Raw genomic sequence first — 13,306 nt, 5'->3', positions numbered from 1 at the left:
ACGAGGGCGGGATACGCCTCCCTGCTCGCGGGGAGGGTTGAGAGGATAACCGCGGGGAACTTCAGGCTGAACTGGTTTGACGAGCTCGTGATAAACAGCACCCTATGGGGACTCCTGTTCACCCTCTCCGTTTTTGGAGGAATTTTTGCGTCTCTCCTGTACATGGGCGGATGGCTTCAGGACGCCCTTGGAGGTTACTTTGAGGGACTTCTCAAGGCGATTCAGCCATGGCTCTCAGGCCAGAGTTACCTTGTGAGGCTCGTTGTTGAAAACGCGCTCGTTGGACTATCTGCTGGAATCAGTGTTGCCGTTCCATACGTAGGAATCTTTTACATAATCCTTGCACTGCTCGAAGATAGCGGGATCCTGGCAAGGTTCATAGTAGTACTCGATAGACTGATGGGAAAGCTTGGGCTGCCCGGAAAGGCCGTGATACCCATTATGCTCGGCTTTGGATGTACGGTTCCAGCTATAAGGGCGACAAGGGTTCTCCCTAACTTTAGGGACCGGCTGAAGGTTGCAATCCTCTACATGACCGTACCGTGCTCCTCAAGGAGCGGGATAATCTTCGGCGTCGTTGGCCACTACACGGGGGCCGTCTATGCCATCGGAATCTACGTGGCGGCATTCTTTGTGTTCATCATCACGGCAAAGCTTCTTAACGTTGTTATCCCCCAAGAAGAGCACTTCCTCATCGAGGAACTTCCGCCGTACAGAAGGCCGCTCCTGAGGAACATGCTCGTTAAAGCGTGGGTCAGAATGGCGGACTTCGTTTACGTAGTGATACCCCTCCTCATAGCGGGAGGCATGGTTTACGGGGTAGTCGCATACTACAACCTCGTTGAGCCCATAGTTGGCCCGTTCCGCTTCCTGACCGTGGGCTGGCTTCACATTCCGGAGGAGACCATAATCCCGCTGGTTTACGGCTTTCTCCAGAAAGACCTCGTCCCTGCAATGCTTGCCAATGCCTTGGGGACAACGGATTTTTCGTCCGTCATGACTCCACTCCAGCTCTTCACGTTCGGACTCGCCTCGACGTTCCAGATACCCTGCATAATTGCCTTTTCAATGCTCGTCAGGGAATTTGGAATAAAAAGGGCGGTGGCAATAGAGGTTGCAACCCTCGCCTATGGCATGCTCTGGGCAGGGCTCATAGCGAGGCTCGTCTCGCTCCTCCTTTAATCCTTTCAATTTTGGTTGTCAGGTCGAGGGGCCTGGCGTAGTAGGGAACGCTCGTCACTATGACATCGGCCAGGCGGGCGTAGTCGGCGATGTTATCGGCGTTTATGTTGCCCGCGACTGCTATCTCAAGCGAGGGGTTGAGCTCCCTAAGTCTCGGCACGAGGTCCTCAAGCTCCTCCGGTGAGAGGTGGTCGAGGAGGAGAAGGTCAGCAGTCTTGGCGTACTTCATGGCTTCCTCGGCAGTGCCCGGCTCCAGCTCGACTTTTCTGAGGGTTTTAAGGTCTCCAAGCCCTTCGAGCCCCTCAACAACGCGGAGGTGGTTCCCGGTTATCAGAACGGAGTCGCTGAGCGAGTTCCTGTGGATTCCTCCGCCGCCGGCTTTAACGGCTTTCAGCTCGAAGTAGCGCATCCCAGGGTGAGTCTTGCGCGTCGTCGCGATGATGACGTTGGGATTTACTTTCCTCGCGAGCTCGACGAGCTTTCTCGTCTCGGTCGCTATCGCGCAGGTCAGCGAGAGGAACGTCTGGCTCACGCGCCAGACCCGGAAGAGCGTTCTCAGGTCTCCCCTCGCCGAGAGGATTGCCGAGCCTGCATCGAAAGTTCTTCCGCTCGGGATGAAGCCGGTCTCAAGTCCAAGGGAGGATAAAAAAGCGGAGAGCTCCTCCGTGCACGCTGAAACCCCAGGCTCCCTTGAGATTATCCTCAGCTCTCCCTTCCCCTCAATGCCGAGCAGCTCGGTCGTCTCGTCGAAGTAGGGACAGTCCTCGTCGAGGTATAGCTCGAAGAGCCTCAGAGGGTTCATTTCACCACCCTCAGAGCGCTCGCTTTGAAGAGGGCGTAGAACCTTTCACCGGGCCTTATCTTGAGCAGCTCGACGGCGTTCGGTGTGACAACCGCGCGGAGCGAGAGGCCGTCTGAGACGAGCGAAAGCCAGACGAGCTGGCCGCGCCTCTCCATCTCCACTATCTCAACGGGGACAACGTTCTGAGCAGAGCATTCCCCGGGCTCCCTGGCGAGTATTATCTCCTCGGGCCTGAGCGAGAGCGTGGCTTCCCCTTCCGCCTCATCAGCGGTGTAGAGGATTACGTCCCCGACCCTAACAGCCGTCAGGCCGTCGTGAAGGCCTTCAACGCGCCCCCTGAGCAGGTTCGTCCCGACGAAGCTCGCTATGAACTCGTCGCCGGGCCGCGAAAAGACCTCCTCCGGCGTTCCAAACTGGACTATTCTCCCGTCTCTCATCACCGCGACGTGCTTTGCCAAGGCAAAGACGTCCTCGAAGTCGTGGGTGACGTGGATTACCGTCGTGCCGTGCTCCTCGATGACGGACTTCACGAGGGAGCGGAGCTTTTCCCTCGTCTTCGAGTCGAGGGCGGAGAAAGGCTCGTCCATCAGGAGGACCTTTGGCCCGACGATTAGGGCCCTTGCGAGTGCAACCCTCTGCTGCTCACCGCCGCTCAGCGTCCCGGGCTTCCTGTGGAGGATGTGGCCTATGTGGAGCTCCTCAGCTATTGAGCGGACCTCCCTCTCAATTTCTCCCCGCGGGAGGCCCTTCTTCCTCAGCCCGAACGCTATGTTGTCGAAGACGCTCATGTGCGGGAAGAGCATGTAGTCCTGGTAGACTATGCTTATCCCCCTCCGCTCGGGCGGCTCGTTGGTGATGTCGCGCCCCTCGAGGATTACCCTTCCTGAGAGGAGGGGGTAAAAGCCGGCTATCGCCTCAAGGAGGACGGATTTTCCGGCCCCTGTCGGCCCGATGACGGTGAGGTAGTCGTTCTCCTCGACCGAGAGCGAGACGTCCCTGAGGTGGAAGTCCCCGAGGTCTATGCTCAGGTTCTCAACCTCTAACAGGGCCATGCTCTCCACCCTCCAGCCTCTCGAAGAGGAGTATCGCGAGGAACGAGACGACGACAAGCACTATGCCGCTCGTTATTGCCATGCCGATGTTGCCGTAGGAGATGTTCAGGTAGAGCGTCACCGGCAGTATCTCGGTGTTCATGTAGCTCCCGCCAGCTAAGATGAGCACGGCACCGAAGGCACCCATCGAGCGCGCGAACGAGATTATGGTCGAGGCGAAGAGGCCGTTCTTGGCCATCGGGAGCGTCACCTTCCTGAAGGTCTCGAACTCAGAGTAACCTAAGCTCCTCGCGACGAGCTCGTAGCGCGGGCTTATCTCCTCAAACGTCGTGTAGATTACCCTGACGGCGTAGGGGAGTGCCGTGAAGAACTGGGCCACGACGATGCCGAGCTTCGTGAAGACAACCTTTACCCCAAGGTCGCTGAGGGCTTCCCCGAGGGCAGTTCTACCGAAGAGGAGGAGCAGAGCGAGACCGAGGACGAGCTCCGGGAAGGCCATCGGCAGGTCGAGGACTGACTTGACCGCGCTCTTTCCAGGAAAGTCGAAGCGTGAGAGGGCGTAGCCTATCGGTATTCCCACGAGGATGACGAGAACCGTTGAGACCGATGCCGTTATGAGCGAGAGCTTGAGCGAGTAGACCATCTCCTCCGACTTCAGCGCCTCAAGGATTTCGTGGGGCCTCGGCACGAAGAAGAGCGTCGCTATCGCCACGAAAAGGAAAAACGTGAAGATGAACGCGACCGCAATCGTGACTCTCCTGAAGCTCAGCCCTTCCATGGCCTGAACCCCCACTTCTCCCAGATTTCCGTGTGATTAGCTACGAACTCGTTGAAGGCCTTCGCGACGGCGAGGTGGCCGTCCTTTTCGGCGCAGGTCGTCACGGCGGTTGGGATGGTTTTAATCGAGTTCTGCTCGCGCGGTATCTGAACCACCTCGATTTTGCCCTTTGACTGAGCCCACGTCACCATGTCCTCCCAGATTATCGCCGCGTCCGCCTGCCCGGTGGCGATGTAGATGAGAAGCTGGTTGACCGTCGGGGTAAAGACCACCACGTTTTTACTCACGTTCTCCCAGAGGCCGTTCTTTTCGAGGATTTTCTTCGAGACCTTGCCGATTGCAGTTGCCTTCGGGTCTCCGAGGACGACTCTAACGCCGGGCTTCGCGAGGTCTTCGAGGGAGTGAATCCCTTTCGGGTTGCCCTTTGGAACAGCTATGACCGGGACGTGCTCCGTAACGTTGATGACGGTGTCGTTGAGGATGTACCCTTTCTTCATGGCCTGCTCGGTGTAGTACCAGGCCCCGGGGATGAAGACGTCGCAACCGCATGTCGTCTGAAGGACGCCGAAGATTTCACTGCTCCCGCCGTAGTGCACCTCGACCTTCGCGCCGGTCTCGTTCTCGAAGAGGCTTATCAGCTCGTTCATGGGCTTCATCAGGCCGGCTCCAGAGCAGACGACGACGGTTTGACCCGAGAAGGGTTTTTCGCTCCCGTGGTGACTTCCCGAGGCTATACAGCCCGCGCCGACAACGGCTCCCAGGAGTAGCAAAACCAAGACAATACCTGTAACACCCTTCATTAGACCACCCGAAAAGGAGGTTCGGGATTCGAATTTAAACGTTTGCGTAAACAAAAGAGTTTTCTGTAAATGAAAGTGTTTTCCAACCCTGCGAGACCGTTAAAAGGACTCCCGCGAACTTAGTCCGGTGGTGGCGATGTTCTGGCTCAAGACGAGAATCATTGAGGGCAAAGGTTCTCTTGAGAAGCTCAGGAAGGAGGCGAGCGGACACGAGAAGGTCCTTATTCTGGCCAGCAACTCGATGAAAAAGCACGGCTTCCTGAGCGAGGCAGAGGACTACGTTAGGGAAGCGGGAGCGGATGTTCTGTCCATAGCCGGCCTTCCGGCGGAGCCGAGCGTGGAAACGATAGAGGAGTTCCTGCCGAAGGTGAGGGAGTTTAAGCCAGACCTGCTGATAGCACTCGGCGGTGGAAGCGTGATAGACACGACGAAAGCGTTGAAGGTCTTCTACGATGCTCCGGGGCTGAACTTTGAGGAGATAGCCTTCATGGACCGCTTTTCAAAGCCCAAACCTGTCCCTAAGCTGAAGACGAAACTCATAGCGATTCCCTCGACGAGCGGTGCCGGAAGCGAGGTCTCCGGAGCGAGCGTTCTGAAGAAGGGAGGAATCAAGTACAACATCGTTACGCCCGAGATAGCGCCTGAGGTTGCGATACTTGACCCCCGCCTGCCGATGACAATGCCGAGGGAAGTGGCGAGGAATTCTGGGTTAGACGTCCTCGTCCACGGAATAGAGGCCTACACCACGAAGGTCGCCAACGACTTCAGCGACGCGATGGCTATCAAGGCAATAAAGACCGTCTTCGGCTACCTCGAGAGGAGCCTCGAGGGCGACGAGGAAGCGCGCGAAAAGATGCACTACGCTTCGACGATGGCGGGGATAGCCTTCCTCAACGCGCGCCTCGGTCTTTGCCACGCGATGAGCCACAAGGCAGCATGGATAGGCCCGCACGGACTGCTGAACGCGATATTCCTGCCCTACGTCATGGAGTTCAACGCGGGCAAAAGCGACTACGCAAGGAGGCGCTACGACGAGATAGCGAGGGAGCTCGGACTGAAGGACTGGAGGGCGCTGGTTGATGCCGTCAGGGAGCTCAACGAGAGGACGGGCGTTCCGAAGCTGAGCAAGCTCGTTGATGAAGAGACATTTATGGCGAGGCTCGACGAGATGGCCGAGAAGGCCTACCGCGACGGCCTCTTGGCCTTCAACCCGGTCGAGGCGAAGCCCGAGGAGATAAGGGAGCTGTATTTGAAGGCCTTCAGGGGAGATTAAAGGGGGAAGAAAAGCAGAGTTCAGCCAACTTCCACTTCCTTTTCTCTCCCGTTCTCGACCTCGCGAATCTTTCCGCCCTTCATAACCTCTACTATGGCCAGGCTTAGTATCGCCAGGAAGAGGTAGATTCCGGCGGAGGTTCCGAAGAGCACCTCGTAGGCCTTCGTCGTCGGTATCTTTATCTTGACCCACGAAGGGGCGCCTGGCGGGTGGAAGAGGGTGTAGTAGGTGCTCATGACGGTTCCAGCGATGGCCGGCCCCCACGTCGAACCGAAGTTCCTGAAGAGACTGTTGGCACCGGTCGCGACGCCCATGACCCTCTGCGGGACGCTGAAGACGAGGACGTTGATGAATGAGATGTTCATCAGCGTTATTCCCGCGCCAACGTAGGTTATCATCGCCACGAAAGCCCAGAGGTGGTTCGGCGGGAATTCGGGGGCGTACTTCGCCAGAACGGCGAGGCCCGAGCTCGCGATGAGCGCTCCAGTTATCGCGAGCGGCTTTGCACCGACCTTCGGCATTATCTTTCCGGCAAGGGGGGCTATTACGAGCATGACGCCCGCCATTGGAGTCATGAGCAGACCGCTGTCGAGTATGCTCTTGCCGAAGCCGTACGGGGGCTTCATCTGGAAGATGTAGGTGTTCGCCTGGCTCATCATCGAGATTCCGAAGGCCGCGAACATGATTCCGAGGTTCACTATGGCAGGATTGCGAGATGTCACGATGTCAAGGGGAATCAGAGGGTTCTCCGCGCGTTTCTCCCAGAGGGCGAGCAGGACCGCGCCGACTATCGAGACCGCGAAGAGGGCAAGGGTTTCTTTTGCGGTCCAGCCGACGTTCGGGGCGCGCGTTACCGCGACGAGTGCCGGAACGACAGCCCAGACGAGGAGCAGAGCGCCCTGCCAGTCGAGCTTTCCGGGGTTGATGTATCTGCTCTCGCGGAGTATCTTCCACGCGAGGATGAACATCAACACGGCGAATGGCGCCGCCGAGTGGTAGGTCCAGCGCCAGCCCCAGTGCTGGGTAACGTAAGCTCCGAGCGGGAGGGCTATGACCATACCGACGCCGAACATCGCACTTATCATTCCCTGAACCTGGGGCACCATCTCGGGCGGGAACTCCTCACGAACGAGGCTGAAGGCGAGCGGGAATATTGCCATTCCAAAGCCCTGGATTGCCCTGCTGAAGAGCAACCAGCGGAAACTTGGGGCAAAGCCGTTGAGTATGACGCCGAGGGTGTAGAAGCCGAGGGCAACGAGAAACATTTTCTTCTTGCCGTACATGTCTCCTAGCTTTCCAAAAACTGCGACGCTGACCGTTCCGACGAGGAGGTAGATTGTGAGAACCCAGCTGACGTCGTTGGGGTTTATCGCGAACTCCTTCTGAATCGTTGGCAGAGCGGGAGTTAGCATCGCCTCCGTGTACATGACGAGGAGCGGGAGGAGAACCACGACGAGCGTGGCCTTCTTCGCATAGCTGAGGTCATAGGTTTCGCCGTTCCTCGTGACGTTCATATCTCTTCACCGATATGTCGAACGATATATCGTCTTATAAAGTTAGCGGTAGGGGTTGAAAGCGAGTAAGGTATATAACCACTATTGAGAAACACCAAACCATGAAAGTCATAAGCGTGAAAGTCCCAGAATGGGTTTCGGAACAGGAAGCCGAGCTCTGGATAGCAGAGGGGCTCGGGAAGAAGATATCAAGAAAGATAGTCCTTGAGGTCCTTGCCGAAGGAATACCCCTGGATAAGAAATTCTTTGAGGAAACAAGGGAAGAAGTCTGGGCCGAAGTAAAGCACAAATATATCAAAATGGGATTGATATGAGGGTCGTTGTTGATAGCAACATTCTGTTTTCCATCATAGTATCTGGAAGGAAATCAAAGGCATTCAGGCTTCTCGAAGAGCACGAGCTTACCCTCTTCGCCCCGGAAGAGGTCATCCTTGAGTTCAGACGACACTCCACTAAACTTAAGAAGTTTGCAAAGGACTTTGAATACCGAACGTTTCTGACCTTTTCACTGGTTCAGATAATCCCGCTTGAGTTTTATTCCAACAAAATCAGAGAGGCCTATCAGATAGCCTCCAAGTTTGATGAAAAAGATACGCCCTTCATAGCCTTGGCCATGAAGCTTGGTATTCCCCTATGGACGGGAGATAAAAAGATTCTGAGCGCGGCAATCTCAACGGAAAGATTTTTGGCCCTCGATTCTACTGCATTAGAGTCTCTGCTGAATGGAGATACGCTGGAAAACGTACTCAACGAAATGAAAACTCGACTTGGTATTTTGAGAACACAGTAAAGTTCAAGAACTGAAGGTTCTCCCTTAAACCATGCACCCCCTCCTCAGAAAGGCCATCAGAGAGCGCTTTGGGAAGCTTAACCGGCTCCAGCAGGACTCGTTCAGGGAGGTTAGCGCCGGGAAGAGCGTTCTAATCATCGCTCCAACTGGTTCGGGGAAGACGGAAGCCGCTGTTCTGCCGGTTTTCAATGAAATCCTTGAGGAAGGACTAAAACCCATTTCTGCCCTCTACATAGCCCCGCTCAAGGCGTTAAACAGGGATTTGCTTGAGAGGCTCGAATGGTGGGGGAGGAAGCTCGAAATAACCGTCGAGGTCAGGCACGGTGATACGTCAGCCTACAGGAAGGCTAAGCAGACTAAGAATCCGCCTCAAATGCTAATCATCACCCCAGAAACCCTCGGCGTGATTCTGACGGTTAAGTCCCTCCGAAAGCACCTGAGCAACGTGAAGTTCGTCATCGTTGACGAGATAGCGGAGCTTGTAGACAACAAGCGCGGTTCTCAGCTCCTCCTGAACCTTGAGCGACTGGCCGAGATTGCCGACTTCCGGCGAATCGGCATGACGGCGACGGTTGGCAACGAGAAAGAGGTGAGGGACTGGCTCAGAGCCGAGGCGATAGTAAAGCCGAACTGGAGGAAAGCCTACCGCTTCCACGTGCTCTATCCAAAGCCGAAAGAGGAAGACAGGGAGCTTGCGGAGAAGCTGAGCGTCTCGCCGGAGATAGCGTCCCGTCTGAGGGTTCTGTGGGAAATCGTGGAGAGGCACGGGAAGGCCCTCATCTTTACCAACACCCGTCAGTTTGCCGAGGTTCTTGCGCACCGCCTCAAGGCCTGGGGGAAGCCCGTCGAGGTTCATCACGGCTCGCTCTCGAAGGAGGCGCGCGTTAGGGCTGAGAAGGCCCTCAAGGAGGGGAAAATCAAGGCCCTAATCTGCACCTCCTCAATGGAGCTCGGCATAGACATCGGCGACGTTGATGTTGTAATACAGTACATGAGTCCGAGGCAGGTGAACAGGCTGGTTCAGCGCGTCGGCAGGGCGAAGCACAGGATTGGCGAAGTCAGCGAGGGCTACGTCATAGCGACGAACGTCGAGGACTACCTTCAGAGCCTCGTCATAGCGAAGAGAGCCTTGGAAGGGCGCTTCGAGGCGGTCGAGCCGATAGGCGGGCTTGACGTCCTGGCTCACTTCGTCGTCGGGTTGCTCATTGAATACCGGAAGCTCCCCCGTGAGAGACCCTACGAGATAGCGAAACGAGCGTACGTCTACCGCGATTTGAGCTGGGAAGATTACCTTGACGTTCTCAGCGTTTTAGAGGACGCTCGCCTGGTCGGCTACGATGAGGAGAGCAACCTCCTCTACCTTAGGCGAGGAGCGTTCCAGTACTACTACGAGAACCTCTCAACGATTCCGGACGAGATTTCCTGGAGAGTTTTCAACGCCAAAAGCGGGCACGTCATAGGAAGGCTCGACGAGAGCTTCGTAATGGACCTCGAGGAGGGCATGGAGTTTGTCATGAACGGGCGGAGCTGGATAGTGCTCAAGATAGACGACGAAAGCCGGCTCCTTAAGGTTAGGGAGAGTAAAAGCCTCGAGAGCGCGATACCGAGCTGGGAGGGCGAGATGATTCCGGTTCCCTTCGGGGTTGCATTCGACGTCGGCAGACTGAGGAGAGAGTTGGCCTTCGACTTCAGAAAGGCGTTGGACCTTCTGGAGGGCGTTGAATTTAGCGAAGAGGAACTTAGAAGGGCTTTCGAGGAAATAAGGGACGAGCCGTTTCCAACCGACCGCGATATCGTCGTCGAGAGCACGCCCAAAGCGCTGATAATCCACGCCGATTTCGGGAGCAGGGCGAACGAAGCGATAGGGAGGATAGTTCACTCGCTTCTCATACTCCGGTACGGCAGGGTTTTCTCGGTAAGGAGTCAGGGGCACGCGATAGTCTTCAAGACCCCGTTCCAGCTCAATCCGGAGGAGGTCAAGCGCTACCTCTATCAGGAACCCGAAAGCGTTGAGTTTATAGTTTCCCGCGCTCTGAGGGATTCCCACGCCTACCGCTGGAGAATGCTGAACGTGGCCAAGCGGTTCGGTGCCCTGAGGCGGGACGCGAGGATAAGGAGAATCGAGAGGCTCTTCGAGGGGACGGTAATTGAGAGGGAAACGCTCAACGAGCTCTACCACGATAAGGTTGACGTCAGGAAGACCGAGCTCGTGATGGAGCTGCTCAAGGCCGGCTCGCTGAGGGTGAAGACCGTCCTGAGGAAGGAGCCTTCAACTCTGGCGAGGCTCAACATGACGGTGAGCGGGGAGTTCCTGCTGTCGGGCGTTCTCGAGAGGGACGAGCTTATTGAGCTGTTCAGGAAGAGGTTGCTCGAGCACGAGGTCGTTCTCGTCTGCACTAACTGCGGGTGGCACTCAAAGACGAAGGTGGCGAGACTTCAAAACATCAAGCTGAGGCAGTGTCCGCGCTGTGGTTCAAAGATGTTAGCTGTGGCGCATCCCATCGATGCCGAGGAGTTCTTTGAAGTCCTCGAAAAAGTCCGCCATGGAAAGCCATTGGAGAGAAAGGAGGAAAGGGCTTACAGGAAGCTGTTAAAGGCGTCTGATTTGGTCGATACCTACGGCTTCGAAGCGGTGCTGGCGCTGGCGAGCTATGGAACGGGGCCCGATACTGCCGCGCGCCTGCTGGCGCAGTACAAAGGGGACGCATTAATCCTCGCGCTCATGGAGAGGGAAAGGCAGTTCATAAGGACGAGGCGGTTCTGGGTCGATAGGAAGGAGAAGGAATATACAGAAAACAGGAGTGCATCTTGATTTTGTGTCCAAACGGGTTCCTTTGACTGAACCCCCACCAGTTACTGGTGATGCCCTACCTGAACGCGTGTTCCACCAGGGGGTCGGGAATGAAGTAGCCCTCGATGGTCTTTTCCAGATAACCGTAGCGGACGAGGTTGTTGAGGACGTTGGAAAAATTCTTGTCGTCTATTCTCTTCCCTTCGAGGAGTTCAACTGTCTCCTTTATCTCCTTCCAGCGGTGTTTTCCGTTGGCTACCGCCCTCATTGCCAGTTCGTACCGGAGGGATAACCGTTTCAGAGCCGAAAACTCCGAAAGAATTAACCTTTTAGCGTCCTCTTTGAGTCTGTTCAGCGCTTCCCTGTGGGACATGCCGAGGTAGCGGTTGTAACCGTAGAGGGTCAGCCAGCCAACTATTCCATCAAGTTCGCCAACGGTTTCTTCAATATCATCCTCCGGAACGTTAAGCCCTATCTCCTCAAAACCCCGCCTAAGGAAGTCTATACTCTGCCTTCTCTCAAACCTTTTCAGTCTTATCTCCCTGTGGGCTCTTCCGAAGAGAGCCGATTCTGGGTTGTGGATGCCTAAAAAATCCTCCAGCAGGCCCACCTCCGAACCCGTCAGGATGAAGCTCACGTTTTGCAGTTCGTCCATAGCCCAAGCTATCAGCTCCGGGTACCTTGAATTTGAGAACCTCAGGTACTGGGCCTCATCGATGGCAATTATGAAGCGCTCTCCGATGGAGTCTATGCGCTCAAGAACCTCGTGAAGACTCACGCTCTTGTCAACGCTCAGTTCTATCCCCAGTCCCCCAATACGAACCCCTTTGAGGGATTTTAGGGTCTCTTTGGCGCGTTCCTTCGTGGAGCCCCTGAGGTAGCCCTGGAGTATGAGCTTCCCGATGGCTTCTTTTGGAACGCTTCCGAACTCGGAGTATACCTTTCTCGCATCAATCTTAATGCTTCTGTAGGGGAGTTCGTTTAGTGTAACGTTCAGAAGGGAGCTCTTGCCGAGACGCCTAATTCCGAGGAGCACTATGAGTGGAAGACCCTTCTCTATCGAGTTTTCAATCAGAGAAAGCTCTTCCTCGCGGTCATATAGCTCCTCCCGCTTCATCTTGGGTTTAGGGTTGAACAGCATACCCCCCACCAGTTACTGGTGGGGGGGCCTGCTTAAAAAGATTGGGTCAAAGGGAAGAAGAAAATCTCACTCCTTCGGCTCGTTCCCGCCGTAAATCTCGTTGAGGGCCTTGAGGAACTCGCTGGCGGTAACGACGTCCCTGACGTCTATGCGCTCGAACTTGGTGTGCGAGATGTCGAGGTTGCCGGGGCCGAAGACTATCGTCCTCGTTCCGTTGTACATGAAGTTTATCGCGTCCGTCCAGCTCCTCATTCCGCCGAACTCGTCGAGGCCCGTCTTCTCCATCGCCTTTTTGGCCAGCTGGACTATCTCCTCGTCGGGCTCGAGCCTGTAGCCGTCCCATATCTCGGTGTACTCGTAGCTCTTGGTGTATTCGTCGAGTATCGGGTCCATCAGGTCCAGAACGTCCTCGACCTCCTGCTCCGGCAGGAGCCTCGCCTCGAGCCTTCCCTTGCACAGGGCGGGGATTAGGTAGACGGGGTTCTCGCAGACGAGCTCCTGAATGCCTATGTGCGGGTCGAAGAACTCGCCCTTGGCCTTGAAGGGTTCGAGCTTCTTGAGCTCCTCTAGCATCTTATATGTCTCTTCAATCGCGTTCACACCGCTCTCCGGGCAGGCGCCGTGGGCTTCCTTGCCGTCCACCTCGAAGTAGGCCTCGATGTTGCCGGCGTGGGCGATGTGAACCTCAAGGTCGGTCGGCTCCAGAACGACGGCCATTCTCGGTTTATAGCGCTCCATGAAGAGTGCGCTCCCGCGACCGCCGAGTTCCTCGTCGCTGACGAAGACGATGCCGACGTTGAGGTCTTTGCCCTCTTTCCTCAGCTCCTCGAGCATGAGCAGAATCGCGGCCGCACCGCCCTTGATGTCGCTCGCGCCGGTGCCGTAGATTATGTTGCCCCTGACGAAGGGCTCTGCGCGAATCGGTATGGTGTCAACGTGGACCTCGTAGAAAAGCTCGGCCTCGGGGTTCACGACGAGGTCTATTATCTCGCCGTCGCTCTCTATCTTGACGTCGTAGTCGAGCCTGTGCAGGAACTCCATGATGTGGAGCATGAGCCTGTCTTCCTGGCCCGAAGGCGAGGGTATCTTCAAAAGCTGGAGGAGTATCTCCTTCGCTCTCTCGGTCTTCATTTGGTTCACCTAATCATACTCCTCACCACGGTTTATAAAGGCTCTTAGGTTC

General features: G+C 56.1%; 12 protein-coding genes. 5 read left to right on the top strand and 7 right to left on the bottom strand.

Annotated features, from left to right (window positions below):
* Positions 1-87: 87 nt before the first annotated feature.
* Positions 88-1,182 (top strand): ferrous iron transporter B, encoded by a 1,095-nt coding sequence (locus E3E30_RS01340; RefSeq protein WP_167728187.1) that lies wholly within the window; start codon positions 88-90, stop codon positions 1,180-1,182.
* Here the strand turns inward: E3E30_RS01340 and E3E30_RS01335 are convergent.
* The 4 genes from E3E30_RS01335 to modA are packed head-to-tail and all read right to left on the bottom strand — an operon-like array spanning position 1,151 to position 4,614.
* A complete protein-coding gene (locus tag E3E30_RS01335; protein WP_167728186.1) occupies positions 1,151-1,984 on the bottom strand; it encodes a nicotinate-nucleotide pyrophosphorylase in 834 nt (277 codons plus the stop codon). The two genes, E3E30_RS01340 and E3E30_RS01335, sit on opposite strands and share 32 nt — an antisense overlap.
* Positions 1,981-3,036 carry an ATP-binding cassette domain-containing protein gene (locus E3E30_RS01330; RefSeq protein ID WP_167728185.1) on the bottom strand — a complete coding sequence of 352 codons (1,056 nt, stop codon included), beginning with the start codon at positions 3,034-3,036 and terminating at the stop codon, positions 1,981-1,983. The genes E3E30_RS01335 and E3E30_RS01330 overlap by 4 nt, the downstream gene beginning before the upstream one ends.
* Positions 3,017-3,814: an ABC transporter permease gene (locus E3E30_RS01325; protein ID WP_167728184.1), complete on the bottom strand. Its 798-nt coding sequence runs from the start codon at positions 3,812-3,814 to the stop codon at positions 3,017-3,019. The genes E3E30_RS01330 and E3E30_RS01325 overlap by 20 nt, the downstream gene beginning before the upstream one ends.
* Positions 3,802-4,614 carry a molybdate ABC transporter substrate-binding protein gene (gene modA / locus E3E30_RS01320; RefSeq protein WP_167728183.1) on the bottom strand — a complete coding sequence of 271 codons (813 nt, stop codon included), beginning with the start codon at positions 4,612-4,614 and terminating at the stop codon, positions 3,802-3,804. Before modA ends, E3E30_RS01325 begins: the two co-directional genes overlap by 13 nt.
* 136 nt (positions 4,615-4,750) lie before the next feature.
* Here modA and E3E30_RS01315 point away from each other — a divergent pair, with 136 nt between their 5' ends.
* A complete protein-coding gene (locus E3E30_RS01315; RefSeq protein WP_167728852.1) occupies positions 4,751-5,887 on the top strand; it encodes an iron-containing alcohol dehydrogenase in 1,137 nt (378 codons plus the stop codon).
* 20 nt (positions 5,888-5,907) lie between these two features.
* On the opposite strand, the gene E3E30_RS01310 is transcribed toward E3E30_RS01315, so the two are convergent.
* Complete coding sequence (locus E3E30_RS01310; RefSeq protein WP_167728182.1) at positions 5,908-7,401, bottom strand: MFS transporter; 1,494 nt, start codon at positions 7,399-7,401, stop codon at positions 5,908-5,910.
* 101 nt (positions 7,402-7,502) lie between these two features.
* Here E3E30_RS01310 and E3E30_RS01305 point away from each other — a divergent pair, with 101 nt between their 5' ends.
* The 3 genes from E3E30_RS01305 to E3E30_RS01295 are packed head-to-tail and all read left to right on the top strand — an operon-like array spanning position 7,503 to position 11,003.
* On the top strand, positions 7,503-7,715 hold the full coding sequence (locus E3E30_RS01305) for a hypothetical protein (protein ID WP_167728181.1): 213 nt from the start codon (positions 7,503-7,505) through the stop codon (positions 7,713-7,715).
* Positions 7,712-8,191, top strand: coding sequence for a PIN domain-containing protein (locus E3E30_RS01300; protein WP_042690471.1), 480 nt, complete (start codon positions 7,712-7,714; stop codon positions 8,189-8,191). Before E3E30_RS01305 ends, E3E30_RS01300 begins: the two co-directional genes overlap by 4 nt.
* Positions 8,192-8,222: 31 nt before the next feature.
* Positions 8,223-11,003 carry a DEAD/DEAH box helicase gene (locus E3E30_RS01295; protein ID WP_167728180.1) on the top strand — a complete coding sequence of 927 codons (2,781 nt, stop codon included), beginning with the start codon at positions 8,223-8,225 and terminating at the stop codon, positions 11,001-11,003.
* Positions 11,004-11,058: 55 nt separating this feature from the next.
* Here the strand turns inward: E3E30_RS01295 and E3E30_RS01290 are convergent, their stop codons facing one another.
* Both E3E30_RS01290 and E3E30_RS01285 read right to left on the bottom strand, forming a co-directional pair.
* Positions 11,059-12,123, bottom strand: coding sequence for an ATP-binding protein (locus E3E30_RS01290; protein ID WP_167728851.1), 1,065 nt, complete (start codon positions 12,121-12,123; stop codon positions 11,059-11,061).
* Between the two features lie 66 nt (positions 12,124-12,189).
* On the bottom strand, positions 12,190-13,254 hold the full coding sequence (locus E3E30_RS01285) for a M20/M25/M40 family metallo-hydrolase (protein WP_167728850.1): 1,065 nt from the start codon (positions 13,252-13,254) through the stop codon (positions 12,190-12,192).
* Positions 13,255-13,306: the final 52 nt, after the last annotated feature.

Origin of the sequence: Thermococcus sp. 9N3 (genome assembly GCF_012027685.1) — an archaeon.
Taxonomy (GTDB): domain Archaea; phylum Methanobacteriota_B; class Thermococci; order Thermococcales; family Thermococcaceae; genus Thermococcus; species Thermococcus nautili.
The sequence above is the reverse complement of the archived record's forward strand: the minus strand, read 5'-3'. Positions and strand labels throughout refer to the sequence as shown.